Below are 16,161 nucleotides of genomic sequence, written 5' to 3' on the forward strand. Positions count from 1 at the left end.
TGAAAAATATTCCAATAAGGAAAATAATTTCAGATCCAGGGAAAGCCCAGGGAAATGGCAACGCCCAACAAAGCCGGCCCCGCCCGTGCGGCTGCGACCGATCCGCGCCACGAGGCGGAGATGGCGGCCCGTGCCGCCTGGCTGCATTTCGTCGGCGGCCTGACCCAGAGCGAAGTCGCCAAGCGCCTCAGCGTGCCCAATACCCGCGCCCACCGCTACATCGCCCGCGCCCAGAACGAGGGGCTGGTGCGCGTTTTCGTCGACATCGAGTCCGCCGACTGCGTTGCCCTGGAGACCCGCCTGATGGCGGCCTACGGCCTCTCGACCTGCCGGGTTGCCATGGAAGCGCAGGAAAGCGGCCCGCTGCCGCTGCGCGCCCTCTCCGTCATCGGTGCGGACTACCTGATGCAGGTGCTGGCCGCCGGTGATCACGAAGTGATCGGCATCGGTCACGGCCGCACCATTGCCGCCTCGGTCGACGCCATGGGCCGGACCTCGGGTGAAAGGGTCCGCTTCGTTTCCCTGCTCGGCGGCCTGACCCGCAGCTATGCCGCCAACCCCTACGACGTGATCCACAACCTGGCGCGCAAGACCGGGGCCGAAGCCTATCTGATGCCCGCGCCGCTCTTTGCCAACTCCGCCAAGGACAAAGAGGTGATGCTGGCCCAGTCCGGACTGGCGGCGACCATGGAGTTGATCAGCGAAGCCTCGCTGGTGATCGTCGGCATCGGCGATATGGACAGTTCCGGCGGCGGCGCCTCGACCGACGCCCTGGAAGGGCCCGACGCCATTGCCGAACTCAGCCGCCTCGGCGCTTCAGCGGAAATTCTCGGCCAGTTCCTGACTGCCGAAGGGGAGATCCTGGCCACACCTTACGACAAGCGCGTCATGGCGCCGGCACTGGACAGCCTGCGCGGCCGCGAGGTGGTCGCCATCGCCGGCGGCGAAAGCAAGACAGGCGCCGTGCGCGCGGCACTGCGCAGCAAACTCCTGACCGGATTGATTATCGACGAGGCGACCGCTCGCCGCATCGTCGAAGAACTGTAGCCGGACCTTCGGCTAGAGACAGATACAAAAAGAGCAAACGGGAGGAACACAATGTACGAGAAAGAAAAAGATCTCATAGACGCGTTCCGCCGGGGGCAGATGAGCCGCCGCAATCTGATCCGCGGTCTCGGTGCGCTTGGCGTTTCCGCAGCCACCGCCGGGGTTCTGGTGAACATGGTCTCGACCCAGGCCATGGCCGCGGACTTCGACTGGAAGAAGCATGCCGGAACCGGCGTCAAACTGCTGCTGAACAAGCACCCCTACACCGACGCGATGATCGCCAACCTGGAAAACTTCAAGGCACTCACCGGTATGGAGGTCGCCTATGACGTCTTCCCCGAAGACGTCTACTTCGACAAGGTGACGGCGGCGCTGTCCTCGCGCTCCAGTGAATACGACGCCTTCATGACCGGCGCCTATATGACCTGGACCTACGGACCCGCCGGCTGGATTCCCGATCTCAACGAATGGATCCAGGACGACAGCAAGACCTCGCCCACCTATAACTGGGACGACATGCTGGAAGGCGTGCGCAAGTCCTGCGCCTGGAACGGCCGGCCGGGCGGCGAGCTCGGCTCCGACGATGCCAAGCAGTGGTGCATCCCCTGGGGCTACGAGCAGAACAATCTGGCCTACAACGCCGACATGCTGAAGCAGATCGGCGCCTCGGTGCCGACCAACATGTCGGAGCTGATGGAGGTTGCCGCCAAGGCCACCAAGGACATCGATGGTGCCTACGGCATCGGCGTGCGCGGCTCGCGCAGTTGGGCGACGATCCATCCCGGGTTCCTCTCGGCCTATGCCAACTTCGGTGAGAAGGACCTGAACGTCGCAGGCGACGGCAAGCTTTCGGCGGCGATGAACACCGCCAGTTCGAAGGCCTTCCATGCCGACTGGGTGAAGATGATCCAGGAAAGCGGGGCGGCGGACTGGTCGTCCCACACCTGGTATCAGGTCGGCACCGACCTGGGCGCCGGCAAGTCGGCGATGATCTTCGATGCCGACATCCTCGGCTACTTCATGAACGGCGGCGACAACGCCATGGCCGGCAAGCTGGCCTACGCACCTTTCGCCGCCAATCCGGCCGCTTCGGCACCGACGCCCAACATCTGGATCTGGTCGCTGTCGATGTCCAACTTCTCCCAGAAGAAGGATGCCGCCTGGTACTTCATGCAGTGGGCCTCCGGCCCCGAGCACGGCCTCTTCGGCGCCACCAAGATGGACTTCGTCAATCCGGTGCGCGAATCGGTCTGGGCCGACAGCGGCTTCCGCAAGCGGCTGGACGAAAGCTATCCCGGCTATGTGGCGATGCACGATGTCTCCGCGCCCGGCGCCAGCATCAAGTTCACGGCACAGCCGCTGTTCTTCGATCTGACGACGGAGTGGGCATCGAGCCTGCAGAAGATGGTGGCCAAGGAGCTGCCGGTCGACGAGGGTCTCGATCAGCTCGCGGCCTCGGTGGACCGTCAGTTGAAAGACGCCGGTCTCGGCTGAACCTGAGCTAGCGGCCCGTCGTTTCGCGGCGGGCCGCTGCCCCCTCTTCTTCGAAGGATGATCGCCATGGCGACGGCGAGCGACATCTCCATACCCAGGCGCCGCTTCTCGGTCTCGCGCCGGGTGCTGCCCTACCTGTTGAGCCTGCCGGCTCTGCTGGTCTGCATCGCCATCCTCGTGCCCTTCTTCACGGCGGTCTTCTACTCGCTTCAACGCTTCCGGCTGTCCCAGCCCTGGAACCGCGGCATGAACTGGGGCGAGAACTATCTGAACTTCCTCTCCGACCCGGATTTCTGGAACACGCTGCAGGTCTCGCTGACCTACGCTTTCCTCACCGTGGGCCTGGAACTGCTGCTGGGTCTCGGCATCGCGCTGCTGCTGAAGAAGCGCAGCCGCCTCAACAACTTCATCTCCATCATGCTGCTGATGCCGCTGATGACCGCGCCGGCGCTGGCAGCCCTGATGTGGAAGCTGATGACCAATCCCAACTTCGGCATCCTCAGCTACTTCGCCGCGCAGCTCGGCTTTCCGGATTTCCGCTGGGGCTCTTCGCCTGATACCGCGCTTTTCACGGTGCTGCTGGTCGACATCTGGGTCTACACGCCCTTCATCATGATCCTGCTGCTGGCCGGCCTGCGCTCCCTGCCGACCCAGCCTTTCGAGGCGGCGGCGCTGGACGGCGTGCCGCGCTTCCAGCAGTTCTGGCGCATCACCCTGCCGATGCTGACACCCTATATCCTGACCGCCTCGCTGTTCCGTCTGCTCGATTCGATCCAGCAGTTCGACATCATCTATGCGCTGACCCAAGGCGGCCCCGGCGACACCTTGATGGTGTTCCAGGTCGAGGCCTATCTGAACTTCTTCCAGTCGATGAACGTCGGGCGCTCAGCGGCGCTTTTGATGATCCTCTGGGTCATCACCTATTTCCTGTCGAACATCTTCATCAAGAACTGGCTGCGCCTGCGCGAGCGCGCCAGAGGGGAGGCCTGAGCCATGGATCACATGTCTCCGGTCGAAAAGATCCTGCGCGGAATCGCGCTGACGCTGGTGGTGCTGTTCTTCATGTTCCCGATCTTCTGGATCGTCCTGATGAGCCTGCAAACCAACGAGACCATTCTGCGCAGCCCCCCTTCCATGGTTTTCGAGCCGACCTTCCGCAACTACGTCGCCATCGTGACCGGCAAGCTCGATTCCAACGTTGCTTCCATGGACATCACCTTCATGCGCAACCTGTGGAATTCGATTCTGCTGTCCGCCGCCTCCGTCGCCGTTGCCTTACTGCTCGGCGTGCCGGCGGCCTATGCCTTCGCGCGGCACAAATTCCGCGGCTCCGAAGAGGTCGCCTTTACCCTGCTGTCGTTCCGCTTCGCCCCGCCGCTTCTGGTGCTGCTGCCGCTGTCGCTCTACTTCCAGGAAATCGGCCTGGCCAATACCTACATCGGTCTGATCTGGGTCTATCAATTGATCTGCCTGCCGCTCATTCTCTGGATCGTGCGCGGCTACTTCGAGGATATCAGCCCGGACCTGGAACACGCCTACCGCATCGCCGGGCATTCCTGGCTGTCGACCTTCCGGCGCATCGCCCTGCCGCTGGCCGGGCCCGGCATCGCCGCCGCCGGGCTGCTGGCCTTCATCTTCGCCTGGAACAACTTCATCTTCGCCCTGGTGCTGGCCTCCGCCGACAAGCAGCCGGTCACCGTCGGCGCCCTGGCCTTCGTCACCGCCTCCGGCATTCAGTACGGGCAGATCGCCGCGGCCATCGTGCTCTCCATCGCGCCGACCCTGGCCCTTGCCCTCTATGCCCAGCGCTACCTCGTCGAAGGCCTGTCGCTCGGCGCGGTGAAAGGTTAGATCATGCCCGAACTGCGCATCGAAAAGCTGACCAAGCGCTTCAAGAGCGAAACCGTTCTCGACGACGTCTCCTTTACCGTGGCCGACGGTGAGACGACCATCCTCTTCGGCCCCTCCGGCGCCGGCAAGACCGTGCTGCTGCGCTGCATCGCCGGGGCTGTCGATCCGGAGGAAGGCCGCATCACCATCGGCGGCAACGACATCAGCGAAGTACCGCCGGAGCATCGCGGCATCGGCATGGCTTTTCAGAACTTCGCCCTCTTCCCCCATATGACCGCCTTCGACAACATCGCCAGCCCGCTGACGGCGCGGCGCTGGTCGCGGGAGAAGATCGCCGAAGGTGTCGAGCAGGTCGCCAGGCTGTTGAAGATCGATCACGTGCTGAGCCATCCGCCGCGCGCCCTTTCCAACGGACAGAAGCAGCGCACAGCCCTGGCCCGAGCGCTGGCGGCTTCGCCCGAGATCCTGCTGCTCGACGACCCGCTGCGTAACGTCGATGCCAAGCTGCGCTTCGAGATGCGCCTGGAACTGCCGCGCCTCTTGGCCGACCAGGGCGCCACGGTGGTCTACGTCACCCAGGACTATAAGGAGGCCATGGCGCTGGGCGACCGCATCGCCGTGCTCTCCGACGGCCGCATCGCCCAGGTCGGCACGCCGGAAGACGTCTACCGCCGCCCGGCCTCCATCGCCATCGCGCGGCTCTTCGGCGATCCGACCATCAACCTGCTGGACGTGGTGCCGGAGAAAGACGGCGGCGGCATCTTCGCGCGCCTTTCCGACCAGCGGGTGCCTTTGGACAGTGGGTTGGAGGCTGCGGTCGGCAAGGACTGCGTGCTCGGCCTGCGGCCTGAGGCGCTGCGCTTTTCCGACAGAGAGGACGGCATCCCGGTGGAGATCGAGGCGGAAACGCCCTTCAACGAGAAGACCGTCACCCTGGTGCAGACCATAAGAAAACGGGAAATCCTGGTCTCGCGCCCCGCCGGCAGCCCGGCCCCCGCGAGCGGCATGGCGCGCATCGAAGTGGACGCCACCGATGCCCTGCTCTTCGACCGCGAGACAGAGGCACGCATCGCCCCCCATCGCGGCGGCGGCAAAAGCGAGGCCGCGGCATGAGTAAGGCGATGCTGACCCTGCAGGCGGTCGACAAGTTCTATAACCCCGGCAGCGCCGGCGAAGTCCATGCCGTGAAGGACCTGGACCTGGCCGTGGAGGAAGGGGAGATCGTCGCCCTGCTCGGGTCCTCGGGCTGCGGCAAAACCTCAACGCTGCGCATGATCGCCGGTTTCGAAGAGGCCTCCAACGGCAGCATCCAACTGGCCGGGCGCGATATCCATCGCCTGGCGCCCGCCAAACGCAACGTCGCCATGGCTTTCGAAGGCTACTCCCTCTACCCGCCGCTGACGGTGCGCGAGAACATTGCCTTCGCCCTGAAATCGCAATCCCTTTCGAAGGAGGTGGTGGCGGAACGGGTAACCGAGGTCGCCCAGTTGCTGGAGATCGAGGATGTGCTGGAGCGTTATCCCTCGTCGATTTCCGGCGGCCAGCAGCAGCGCGCGAGCCTGGGCCGCGCCTTGATCCGCAGCGCCGACCTGCATCTGCTGGATGAACCCATGGGGCAGTTGGAGCCGCAGTTGCGCGCCCTGCTGCGCGGACGCCTGAAGCACTTCATCAAGGAACGCGGCCTGACCGCGATCCTGGTCACCCACGACCAGACCGAAGCCAATGCCCTGGCCGACCGCATTGCCGTCATGGAAGAAGGCGTGCTGCAGCAGTTCGACACCCCGGCCAACCTGAAGGACCGCCCAGCCAATCTCTTCACCGGCGCCTTCATCGGCGAACCGCCGATGAACGTCTTCGAAGCTGAGGTGCGCAACGACGCCGGACGGCTGGTCTTCGGCCTCGGCGGCGGCGGCGCCCTCGACTATCCGGAGAATGAGTTCTCCCTCGCCCTGCGCGCCGCGCTGCTGAAGGAACCGCGGGTGACCATCGGTGTGCGCCCCCATGCAGTGCGCATCACCGAGGAAGGCGCCCGGGCCGAGGTAACCGCCAACCAGTGGCTCGGCGACCAGACCCACATCGCCGCCCGTTTCGCCGGCGGTGCCATCGTTTCCGTCGAGCACGACCGCACGCGCTATGCCAAGGGCGACAGCATCGGCGTCGCCCTGGCCTCGGAAGATCTCCATGTCTTCGACACCCGCAGCGGGACCGCCATCAGCCACGGCGGGGCCCTGGCATGAAGCAGGACATCCTGATCGGCGTCGATGCCGGCACCTCCGTCATCAAGGCCGTCGCCTTCGATCTGACAGGTCGGCAGATCGCCATGGCCAGCCGGCGCAACAGCTACAACACCCTGCCCAACGGCGGCGTTGAGCAGAACATGCGCCGCACCTGGACGGATACCGCCGCCGTGTTGCGCGCGCTGGGCGACCAGGTCGAAGGTCTGTCCGGTCGGACCCTGGCCCTCTCGGTAACCGGCCAGGGCGACGGCTGCTGGCTGATCGACGCCGCGGGCGCGCCGGTGCATGACGGCTGGCTCTGGCTCGACGCCCGCGCAGCAGAAGAAGCCCGGCACATCGCCGCCAGCGACGGCATTGATACGATTTACCGCACCACCGGCGCCGGGGTGAACGTCTGCCAGATGCGCACCCATCTGACCTGGATAAAGCGTCACGAACCCGACTTGCTGGAACGCGCGGCAACGGCGCTGCATTGCAAGGACTGGCTCTACTTCAATCTCACCGGCGAGCGTGCCAGCGACCCGACCGAGGGGGTCTTCACCTTCGGCGACTACCGCACCCGCGATTACTCCGATGCGGTACTGGCGGCTCTCGACCTTGCCGATCTGCGCCGCCTGCTGCCGCCCATCGTCGACGGTGCGGTGACGGCCCACCCCCTGACGGCAGCGGCCGCCGAAGCGACGGGGCTTGCCGCCGGCCTGCCGGTCACCCTCGCCTATGTCGACATCATGTGCTCGGCCATGGGCGCCGGCCTGCACGACGATGCCGTCTGTCCCGGCCTGACCGTGCTGGGGTCCACCGGTATGCACATGCGCTTCGTGCCCTCCGCCGAGGCCGTGGTGCTGAACGACGACCGCTGCGGCTACACCATGGCCTTTCCCGGCGGCGCCTATGCCCAGATGCAGACCAACATGGCCGCCACCCTGAACATCGACTGGGTACTGGGTCTGGCGCGCGACGTGCTCGCTGCCGAAGGCGTGGCCCGCGACCTTGGCGATCTGCTGAAGGGCCTGGATGACCGCGTCATGGCGGCGCGTCCCGGCGCCGCCCTCTACCACCCCTATATCTCTTCGGCCGGGGAGCGCGGGCCCTTTGCCGAACCCGCCGCCCGGGCCAGCTTCACCGGCCTCGACCAGACCACCGGCTGGTTCGACATGATCCGCGCCGTCTATGACGGTCTCGCCCTGGCGGCGCGCGACTGCTACACGGCCATGGGGCCGATGCCCGGCGAGATCCGCCTGACCGGCGGCGCCGCACGCTCCGCCAGCCTGAAGTCGATCTTTGCTTCGGCGCTCAATACGCCGCTGCGTACGGTCGCACAGGAAGAAGCCGGCGCCGCCGGTGCGGTGATGATCGCCGCCGTCCAGCAGGGCCTCTATCCCGACATGGCGGCCTGCTCCAAAGCCTGGGTGACGCCCTTGTTGCAGCAGGCTGAAGACCCGGACCCGCAGATGACCGCCACCTACGACGCGCTTTACGAGGCCTATGCCGCGACCCGCCAGGCCCTGGCGCCGGCCTGGACGACGATGAGCAGTGCAAGGGGAGCCTTGGCATGACCGCACCGGCACCGACCGAGGTGGCCATCATCGGCGACCGTTTCATGCTCTCGGCAATGTTCGAAGAGGCGCTGCACGAAGCCTGCGGCGACAGGGTTATCTGCCGCAGTCTCGACCTACCCTGGCCGGACGAACCGATGGAGCACGGCTATGCCAAACCCGGCATGGACGGCCTGAAGGAATACATGGGCGAACCGGAGGAAGTAATCGCCCATATCGGTTCGGCGCCAATCCTGGTGACTCACCTCGCGCCGCTTTCCGCCGCCATGTTTAAGGCGATGCCGGACCTGCGCCTCGTCGCGGTCTCGCGCGGCGGGCCGGTGAATATCGACATGGGTGCCGCCGCCGGCCATGGCGTCACCGTGGTCAACACGCCGGGCCGCAATGCCTCCGCCGTGGCCGAATTCACCATCGGCGCGATCATCGCCGAGACGCGCAACATCACCAAGGGGCACGACGCCCTGCGCCGGGGCGAGTATCGCGGCGACCTCTACCGCGCCGACGTCACCGGCAAGGAGCTGTCCGAGATGACCATCGGGGTGATCGGCTACGGCAACGTCGGCACCAGGGTGGTGCGCCTGCTGCGCGCCTTTGGCTGCCGCATCCTGGTGACCGACCCCTACGTCCAGCTTGCCCCCGCCGATGCCGCCGACGGCGTGGCGATGGTCGAGCTTGATCAACTGCTGGCGGAGTCCGATGTCGTGAGCCTGCATCCCCGGGTCACGGAGGAAACCCGCGGCATGCTGGGCGCCGAGGCTTTCGCCGCCATGAAGCCCGGCGCCGTGGTGGTCAACACCGCGCGCGGCCCGCTGATGGATTACGACGCGCTCTATCACGCGCTGACCGAGGGCAGCCTGCGCGGCGCGATGCTGGAAACCTTCTCCATCGAGCCGACGCCACCGGACTGGCCGCTTTTGCAACTGCCCAACGTGACCCTGACGCCACATATCGCCGGCGCCTCGGTGAAGACCGTCAGCATCGCCGCCGCCAAGGCCGCCGAAGAGGTGCGCCGCTGGATCACCGGCGAGCCGCCGCTCAATCCCTGTTGAGGATCTGATGCCCAGGTTGAGAACGACATGAACGCGCCCATCGACCTTCTCGTCATCGGCGGCGGCATCAACGGCGCCGGGGTGGCGCGCGATGCCGCGGGACGCGGTCTCTCGGTCGTACTCTGCGAAAAGGACGACCTGGCCGAGGGCACCTCGTCACGCTCCGGGAAGTACATTCACGGCGGGCTGCGCTATCTGGAGTATTACGAGTTCCGGCTGGTCCGCGAGGCGCTCATCGAGCGCGAAGTAGTGCTGCGGGTCGCCCCACAGCTTACCTGGCCGCTGCGTCTCGTACTGCCCCACAGCCCGGAGCAGCGGCCGCGCTGGCTGATCCGACTCGGTCTTTTTCTCTACGACCATCTCGGCGGGCGCCAGCGAATCCCGGCCAGCAAGGCCCTCGACCTGCGGACATCGCCTGAGGGCGCGATGCTGCGCGACACCTCTCCCAAGGGTTTCGACTATTGGGATGTCTGGGTCGACGATGCACGCCTTGTTATCCTCAACGCCCTGGATGCGGCCCGGCGCGGTGCCGAGGTGCTGCCGCGAACCGAGTGCGTCGCCGCGCGCCGCGACGGCGGGCTGTGGCATGCCCGGCTGAAGGACAGCACGAGCGGCGCAGAACGCGAGATCCGGGCCCGCGCCATCTTCAACGCCGCCGGCCCCTGGGTCGAAAAAGTGCTGGGCAATGTGGCGGGCGTAAACGCAAGGCGCAGCGTGCGTCTCGTCAAGGGCAGCCACATCATCATGAAGCGCTGGTGGCAGGGCGATCACGGCTATGTGCTGCAGGCCCAGGACAAGCGACTGATATTCGTGAATCCCTATTTCGACGATCTCGCCCTGATCGGCACTACCGACATCCCTTATGACGAGCGGCCGGAAGGCGTGACCATCGGCAGCGATGAAATCGACTACCTGCTCGCCATCCTGAACCGCTATTTCAAAACCGAGCTCACCCCCGGCGATGTCGTCGACAGCTATTCCGGCGTGCGCCCGCTCTATGACGACGACAGCGCAAAGGGCGCATCCGCCGTCACTCGCGACTACGAGTTCGAACTGGACGGCGGCGGGGACCGGGCGCCGATCCTCTCGGCCTTCGGCGGCAAGCTCACCACCTATCGCAAGCTGTCGGAACACGCCCTGGAGAAACTTGCCGCGTTTTTCCCGGAGATGGGTCCCGCCTGGACGGCCGGGGCGCCCCTGCCCGGCGGCGAAGTTCCCGAAGCGGATTTCGAGGCTTGGCTGCAACGCTTCGCCGCGGAGCGGCCCTGGCTGCCGACGGAGCTGGCCCGCCACTACGGACGCTGCTACGGCAGCGAGGCCGTCGACCTTCTGGCCGGAGCCCAGTCCCTGCAGGACCTCGGCCGCCACTTCGGCGCGCTGTTTTACGAGCGCGAGGCGAAGTGGCTGATCGACAGGGAATGGGCCCGCAGCGCAGAGGACATCCTGACCCGCCGCACGAAACATGCGCTGTTCCTGAACGACGCGGAGAAAGAAGCTTTCTCGAACTGGCTGAGACTGGAGGCCGCTGCATGAGCGCCTATGAAACACTCCGACAGTCACCGGCCTTTGCCGCGCTGCGCGCCGCCTCCGTGCGTCTCGGCAGCAACCCGCTGCAGGTCCAGGGGCCCGGCGGCAATGCCTCCATCAAGGACGGCGGCGTCATGCTGGTGAAAGCCTCCGGCACCTGGCTGGCCGAGGCCGAGAACAAAGACATCATGGTGCCGGTCGATATCGCGGGCTTCCGCGCCGCCCTGCGCGCCGGCGATCCGGCGGCGGAAGACAACGCCGCCTTCGTGCCGCAGGACGAAAACCCGTTTGGCCTGCGGCCCTCCATCGAGACCTCCGTTCACGCGATCTTCGACTGGCCGGTGGTGATCCACACCCACTGCGTCGCCACCATCGCGGCCGCGCTGCGCAAGGATGCGGCCGAGATCGTCACGCAACGCCTCGGCGATCTCGGCGCCGCCTTCGTGCCTTACGCCAAGCCGGGCCTCGATCTTGCTCGGGCGATCGACGCAGCCGCCACCGCGCAGACACGCATTCTCGTGCTTGGTAACCATGGGCTCGTCGTCGGTGCGGAGACAGCCGAGGAGGCGGAGACCCTGGCGCTGGAGGCGGCGGGGCGCCTGACCCCGGAGACAGCATCAAGGCCCGAGAGCCAAACCGAGTTGTCGACCTTTCTCGGCAACAGCGGCTGGCAGGCCGTCGACCACGCGGCAACCACCGCGATTGCCTTTGATGCGGCTTTACGGGCACGTATTGCGGGCGCGAGTTTCTATCCCGATCACGTTATCTTCCTGGGCCCGGGGATTCTGATTGCCGGCGAAGACGAGAGCGCTGCAGCAGCCATTGCACGGGCGCAAGAAGGGGCAGCCCAGAAACTGATTGTCTTTCCCGGCCGCGGCGTCGCGATTCCGACGGATGCCTCGCCCGCCATGCAGGCCATGGCCCGTTGCCTCGGCGACGTTGCCGCCTGCCTCGACCCCTCGGCGGAGCTGATCCGCCTGACGCCCGAGCAGGAAGCCGAGTTGCTGAACTGGGATGCGGAAAAGTACCGCCAGGCGATGAGTGCCGATACGCAGTAGCCTGCGCCTGGCAGCAAGGCTCACGAGATCGGCCGCTCTCCGTCGAACAGAGGGCGGTGATCGCGGAACAGCTTCAGCAGACGGTCAACGACAGCGCGGATGCGTGCGGTCTGGCGCATGTCCTGATGCACCACCATCCAGGTCTCGCCCTGCAGCTCGGGAATCGGATCCCCGACCCGCACCAGATCGGGTTCGCTGTCGGCGGCGTAGCATGACAGCAGGCCCAGGCCGGCGCCGCCCTTGACGGCATAGAGTTTCTCCGGCGGCGTGGAACAGCGCACCCGCTGGCGCCCGCCTTTCAATTTGGCGGAGAGCCAGCGCGCCGTCGCCAGGTGCTGATGCGCCTCGTCATAGCCGACCCAGTCCCATTCCGCATAGCGGTCCGGCTCCAGATCGATCTCCCGCCCGGCGACATAGTGTCGGCTGCCGTAGACGGCTACCGCAGGTCGCGCCACACGCTGCGTCACCAGATCGCCCTGTTCCGGCAGTCGGTTGCGGAGGGCGATGTCAGCCTCGCGACGTGAGAGGTTGGTGAATTCGAAGGAGGCGGCAAGCTCCAGTTCCAGCCCCGGCAGACCGTCAAGCAGCAAGGTCATCCGATTGCAGAGAAAGCGGCAGGCCGAAGAACCGGCAGAGATGCGCACCGTGCCGCTGAGTTCTTCACTCACCGCACGGCTGCGGTCGATGGCCTCCGCCGCGGCGCCCATGGAGGCCGCCATCGGCAGCAGGGCTTCGGCGGCTGCCGTGGGCAGATAGCCTTTCGGCAGGCGATCGAACAGCCGTTTGTCGAGCGTCTCCTCCAAAGCCTGAATCCGGCGGCCGACCGTCGGCTGGCTCATCCCCAACCGGCGGGCCGCGGCCGAGAGGCTGCCGGTCTCCACCAGGGCCAGAAAAACCCGGAGATCATCCCAGTTTGGCTGCGATCTATCCATTTATGAATATTACAATACAGTTATAGGCAATAGCCATTTATTTTTGAATGCACAACTGTCTCCGCGTGGAAAACCGAACGACGGAGATGAAGATGTTGATGGCCCTTGGCATTCGCAGCAGGTGGATATGGCTGAGGCAGCTTCTGCAGTGGTGGCGTCCGCGCCGCAAATCACCCGCCGTCCTGCATGTACGAGAGCTGGGCAACCACCTTCAACGCGACATCGGGCTTGAGGATTGGCGCGACCGGTGTTGAGGGATCGCGGCGCGCCGGCCCGTCTCTTCAGGGCTTGTCGTGGTAGTCGATGCTTTCCACGCGGTCGAGTCCGCGGCGCATGGTGTTCAAAATGAAGTCAGCGCGGCGTACAGGACCGCCGACACCGCTGCGGGGAAACTTTTCAGCCCAGGCATCCAGCTTCACCGAGGTGACGCAGAGCGCGCCGCCGACCTTGCTCTGATAGTCCGTTATCATCTGTTCCATGCGTTGGAATGAGTCCGCCGACATGTTGTCCCACATGTCTTCGGTGCGGGCACGGAACATGTCCAGCGTATCGCCCACTTCGCCCACGACGGTCGCGATTTTGGTTTCGACAGCCGAGCAGGCCGACACCACGCCGCGTTCCTTGCCGAGGTTCTTGTCGGCTTTCAACTCGGCCAGCGCCTTCAGGAAAGCCTGCAGCTTGGCCTGAGAAGCATCGAGGCAGGATTGATAGTAGGCAAGGGAAAGATAGACATCGCCATAGTTCTCCAGGAACTTGGGAATATCGGTCACTTGCAGGTTCATCTGGTCCGCCAGCTTACCCAGATTGCGCTGCGCCGCCTCGGCATCCGGTGAGGCAAAAAGCTGGACCAGTTCCTTTAGCGACCGCTCTTTCTTGTCATCCTTGCCGAAAACCGCGCGCAACAGCGGGCGGGTGAAACTCGACATATGGGGCGTAACCTCATGCACCTTCGCATCGGAGAGGCGGAGGTCGTCGACGTCGTCGACCTCGATGCCGAGACGGCGCAGTTCGACACGCAGGCTGTAGACGTCATAGCTGGAGAGCTGGCTGAGATTTCTGATCAGCGGCAGGTCGCGCTGGTTGTCCGCGTCGAAGTGAAAAACCTGTGGCAGATCTTCCGGCGCCACCTGTCCGCTGCCGGACTGGCTGTCCGCGAAGAGTTCGACCACGCCTTCGAGGTGGGAGTTCTTGACCAGGCGCGCGCGCTTCAGGCCCGGGGTAACCAAGGGCAGACCGGACAACGGCAGAATGTGCAGCGAGTCCTTGGCGACAGCATCGTCTTCTTCGCTGATTGAAAGCATGCTTGCGGTCGGTACGGGATCCGGATTTCCAGACACGCGGCTGAGCTCCTCTGCATCACGGCGCCGATGGGCCTCTTTAGAATATCCATCTATACGCGTTATGTTTATTTTTCGCTAAATCCTTTTTCGCGAAAACCCCAAAGAAATGCTGGCCTCCATCCCTACCGCCCGGCCGGCGGTCGAGGCGCCGGCGCAGCGAGCGGCGGGACTCTTCTCGCATAGGCTGTCGTAGTGAAGCGGCACGCAGAAAGCTGGGAAGCGGACGGGAGGCTGAAGACAGGGCGGATCGCCTGCCATCGCGTTTCCAACCGCCCGGATTACTGTGCGTCTTCGTAGCGGATGTCCTGCACCAGCTCGAGGCCGGGGCGCATGTTGGTCATCAGGAAGTCGGCGCGGCTCCAGGGACCGCCGCTTTCCTTCTGCGGGAACTGCTGGTTCCAGGCGTTCATCTTCACGGTGATGATGCAGAGCGCGGCGCCGATGGCCGTCTGGTAGCCGATAATCATCGCCTCCATACGCCGGAAGGTTTCCTCCGACATCTTCTCCCACATGTCGATGGTGCGGATGCGGAACATCTCCAGGATGTTGCCAAGTTCATGGACGATCCCGTTGATCTTGGTTTCCAGCATCTTGCAGGTTGCCATCAGATTGGCGGCCTGTTTCAGGCTGGGGGTGCGCTGCATCTCTTCCATGGCCTGCAGGAAGCTCTGAATCTGCGGTTTGTTCTGATCCAGGCAGTATTGGTAGTAGGCCAGCGCCAGATAGACATCGCCATAATCTTCGATGAACTTCGGAATCGCGGTCACTTCGATGCGCATTCTGTGGGACAGCCGCGCGAGGTTTTCCTTTGCGACCGCCTTGTTCGGCGAAACAAAGAGGTTGATCAGATCCTTCAGGTCGCCCGGCTCCTGGGTCTCGCCGCCATAGACCGCGTGCAGCAGGGGCCGGGTGAAGGTGCGCATGTGCGGAACCAACTGGGTGCGCAGTTCCGGAGAAATCTGCAGCGCATCGACGTCCTCCACCTCCATGCCGAGTCGGCGCAGGGCGACGCGGACCGTATAGACATCGTAGCTGTTGAGCTGGCTGAGATGCTTGATCAGATCGAGGTCGGACTGATTGTGGGAATCGAAGTGATAGACCTCCGCCAGGCGGTCCGGCGAGATCTGGCCGCTGCCCGACTTTTCGTCGGAGAACAGCTCGACGACGCCTTCGAAGCGGGCGTTCTTGATCAGGCGCGCCTTGCGCAGGCCGGAGGTGACAAGAGGTAATCCCTGGAGCGGCAGCTTATGCAGCGTGTCTTTGTCAGGCGGTTCGACATCCAAAGGAATATCGGACCGGACCGGCGGCTTCGAATAGGATCTTAGATGAGATTGGGCGACCGAATTGCTGCGCCCAGGCATGGCATTACCGACCATGAGGACTCACCCCCCCGATGATCCGTTGGACACTGTCGGCAGATCGACAAAGCAACCCATACCACTCATCATTTCCACAGTTTTCAACTCTTTGCAGCTGGATGCCATTTTCGCGGGTAAATCATAATAAACAATAAATCATCTTTTGCTGACATATCAATTAGCGATAATCGCTAAGATTGCAATTCGCTTTGAAGGTGAAAATCCAGAGGAAACTCGCCCCGAAAACCGAAAACAATCGTAAAAAACGAAACCTATCTGCATATCTCCCGCAAAACGCGTTCCTCATGTCACGGCCCACCCCCCGGGTAATTGAAACTGCCGGTTTCTCCAGTACGCTGCCCTTCAATCCATGATCCTGTTTAATCCTGGGGGTGGAATCGCCAGGGAATCGGGCGCGACGGGAGAGGGCCCGGCCAAGCAGCAAGGCCAATCAGAACCCTCTGGACGGCATCGAGGATGCCCGCCTCGCCGCCGCCGGAATCTTGGCGGCTATCGCCAATATGGACGCTGCCGAGAAGCACCAGCTTCTCGACATGGTCAGGGAGATCGCCAGTATCGAGGGGGGCGGCCTCTCCGACAGCCCGTTGGACGCACTGGAACGCTTGCGGCGGCAACGCGCCTAGAGCAGATCCGGGTTGCGGTTGCCGGTCTCCTATTAACCCCTGGCCATCGCTTTTGGGACCTCCTAAGG

Annotated in this window: 14 protein-coding genes; 11 read left to right on the plus strand and 3 right to left on the minus strand. The window is 64.4% G+C overall.

Annotation, left to right across the window (positions count from 1 at the left end; genetic code table 11):
• Window positions 1-54 precede the first annotated feature (54 nt).
• The 10 genes from ACP146_RS23145 to ACP146_RS23190 all read left to right on the plus strand — a co-directional run bounded on the left by ACP146_RS23145 (window position 55) and on the right by ACP146_RS23190 (window position 11,819).
• Window positions 55-1,047, plus strand: a complete 993-nt coding sequence (locus ACP146_RS23145; RefSeq protein ID WP_422369117.1) for a sugar-binding transcriptional regulator — start codon at window positions 55-57, stop codon at window positions 1,045-1,047.
• A gap of 51 nt (window positions 1,048-1,098) precedes the next feature.
• Entirely contained in the window at window positions 1,099-2,541 is a 1,443-nt protein-coding gene (locus tag ACP146_RS23150) for an extracellular solute-binding protein (protein WP_422369118.1), read from the plus strand.
• A 66-nt stretch (window positions 2,542-2,607) separates the two neighbouring features.
• Complete coding sequence (locus tag ACP146_RS23155; protein WP_422369119.1) at window positions 2,608-3,531, plus strand: carbohydrate ABC transporter permease; 924 nt, start codon at window positions 2,608-2,610, stop codon at window positions 3,529-3,531.
• A gap of 3 nt (window positions 3,532-3,534) precedes the next feature.
• Window positions 3,535-4,392 carry a carbohydrate ABC transporter permease gene (locus ACP146_RS23160; protein WP_422369120.1) on the plus strand — a complete coding sequence of 286 codons (858 nt, stop codon included), beginning with the start codon at window positions 3,535-3,537 and terminating at the stop codon, window positions 4,390-4,392.
• A 3-nt stretch (window positions 4,393-4,395) separates the two neighbouring features.
• Window positions 4,396-5,505 (plus strand): ABC transporter ATP-binding protein, encoded by a 1,110-nt coding sequence (locus ACP146_RS23165; protein WP_422369121.1) that lies wholly within the window; start codon window positions 4,396-4,398, stop codon window positions 5,503-5,505.
• Window positions 5,502-6,629 (plus strand): ABC transporter ATP-binding protein, encoded by a 1,128-nt coding sequence (locus tag ACP146_RS23170; protein WP_422369122.1) that lies wholly within the window; start codon window positions 5,502-5,504, stop codon window positions 6,627-6,629. The genes ACP146_RS23165 and ACP146_RS23170 overlap by 4 nt, the downstream gene beginning before the upstream one ends.
• Entirely contained in the window at window positions 6,626-8,185 is a 1,560-nt protein-coding gene (locus ACP146_RS23175; RefSeq protein ID WP_422369123.1) for an FGGY family carbohydrate kinase, read from the plus strand. The genes ACP146_RS23170 and ACP146_RS23175 overlap by 4 nt, the downstream gene beginning before the upstream one ends.
• A complete protein-coding gene (locus ACP146_RS23180; RefSeq protein WP_422369124.1) occupies window positions 8,182-9,234 on the plus strand; it encodes a 2-hydroxyacid dehydrogenase in 1,053 nt (350 codons plus the stop codon). Before ACP146_RS23175 ends, ACP146_RS23180 begins: the two co-directional genes overlap by 4 nt.
• Before the next feature lie 27 nt (window positions 9,235-9,261).
• Window positions 9,262-10,767 carry a glycerol-3-phosphate dehydrogenase gene (locus ACP146_RS23185; RefSeq protein WP_422369125.1) on the plus strand — a complete coding sequence of 502 codons (1,506 nt, stop codon included), beginning with the start codon at window positions 9,262-9,264 and terminating at the stop codon, window positions 10,765-10,767.
• Window positions 10,764-11,819, plus strand: coding sequence for a class II aldolase/adducin family protein (locus ACP146_RS23190; protein WP_422369126.1), 1,056 nt, complete (start codon window positions 10,764-10,766; stop codon window positions 11,817-11,819). Before ACP146_RS23185 ends, ACP146_RS23190 begins: the two co-directional genes overlap by 4 nt.
• Window positions 11,820-11,839: 20 nt before the next feature.
• Here ACP146_RS23190 and ACP146_RS23195 read toward each other — a convergent pair whose 3' ends face one another.
• The 3 genes from ACP146_RS23195 to ACP146_RS23205 form a co-directional block, all read right to left on the minus strand.
• Entirely contained in the window at window positions 11,840-12,751 is a 912-nt protein-coding gene (locus ACP146_RS23195) for a LysR family transcriptional regulator (RefSeq protein ID WP_422369127.1), read from the minus strand.
• Between the two features lie 281 nt (window positions 12,752-13,032).
• Entirely contained in the window at window positions 13,033-14,088 is a 1,056-nt protein-coding gene (locus tag ACP146_RS23200) for a hypothetical protein (RefSeq protein ID WP_422369129.1), read from the minus strand.
• A 281-nt stretch (window positions 14,089-14,369) separates the two neighbouring features.
• On the minus strand, window positions 14,370-15,374 hold the full coding sequence (locus tag ACP146_RS23205; protein ID WP_422369130.1) for a hypothetical protein: 1,005 nt from the start codon (window positions 15,372-15,374) through the stop codon (window positions 14,370-14,372).
• A 467-nt stretch (window positions 15,375-15,841) separates the two neighbouring features.
• Between ACP146_RS23205 and ACP146_RS23210 the strand changes: the two genes are divergently transcribed.
• On the plus strand, window positions 15,842-16,093 hold the full coding sequence (locus tag ACP146_RS23210; protein WP_422369131.1) for a hypothetical protein: 252 nt from the start codon (window positions 15,842-15,844) through the stop codon (window positions 16,091-16,093).
• The last annotated feature ends 68 nt before the right edge of the window (window positions 16,094-16,161 follow it).

This window comes from Pelagibius sp. (genome assembly GCF_965249265.1).
In the GTDB taxonomy this organism is placed as follows: domain Bacteria; phylum Pseudomonadota; class Alphaproteobacteria; order Kiloniellales; family Kiloniellaceae; genus Pelagibius.

Coding starts and splice junctions, on each gene's coding strand:
- ACP146_RS23155 (WP_422369119.1), top strand. CDS start 2,608: ATGGCGACGGCGAGCGACATCTCCATACCCAGGCGCCGCTTCTCGGTC.
- ACP146_RS23165 (WP_422369121.1), top strand. CDS start 4,396: ATGCCCGAACTGCGCATCGAAAAGCTGACCAAGCGCTTCAAGAGCGAA.
- ACP146_RS23180 (WP_422369124.1), top strand. CDS start 8,182: ATGACCGCACCGGCACCGACCGAGGTGGCCATCATCGGCGACCGTTTC.
- ACP146_RS23170 (WP_422369122.1), top strand. CDS start 5,502: ATGAGTAAGGCGATGCTGACCCTGCAGGCGGTCGACAAGTTCTATAAC.
- ACP146_RS23190 (WP_422369126.1), top strand. CDS start 10,764: ATGAGCGCCTATGAAACACTCCGACAGTCACCGGCCTTTGCCGCGCTG.
- ACP146_RS23175 (WP_422369123.1), top strand. CDS start 6,626: ATGAAGCAGGACATCCTGATCGGCGTCGATGCCGGCACCTCCGTCATC.
- ACP146_RS23185 (WP_422369125.1), top strand. CDS start 9,262: ATGAACGCGCCCATCGACCTTCTCGTCATCGGCGGCGGCATCAACGGC.
- ACP146_RS23160 (WP_422369120.1), top strand. CDS start 3,535: ATGGATCACATGTCTCCGGTCGAAAAGATCCTGCGCGGAATCGCGCTG.
- ACP146_RS23145 (WP_422369117.1), top strand. CDS start 55: ATGGCAACGCCCAACAAAGCCGGCCCCGCCCGTGCGGCTGCGACCGAT.
- ACP146_RS23195 (WP_422369127.1), bottom strand. CDS start 12,751: ATGGATAGATCGCAGCCAAACTGGGATGATCTCCGGGTTTTTCTGGCC.
- ACP146_RS23150 (WP_422369118.1), top strand. CDS start 1,099: ATGTACGAGAAAGAAAAAGATCTCATAGACGCGTTCCGCCGGGGGCAG.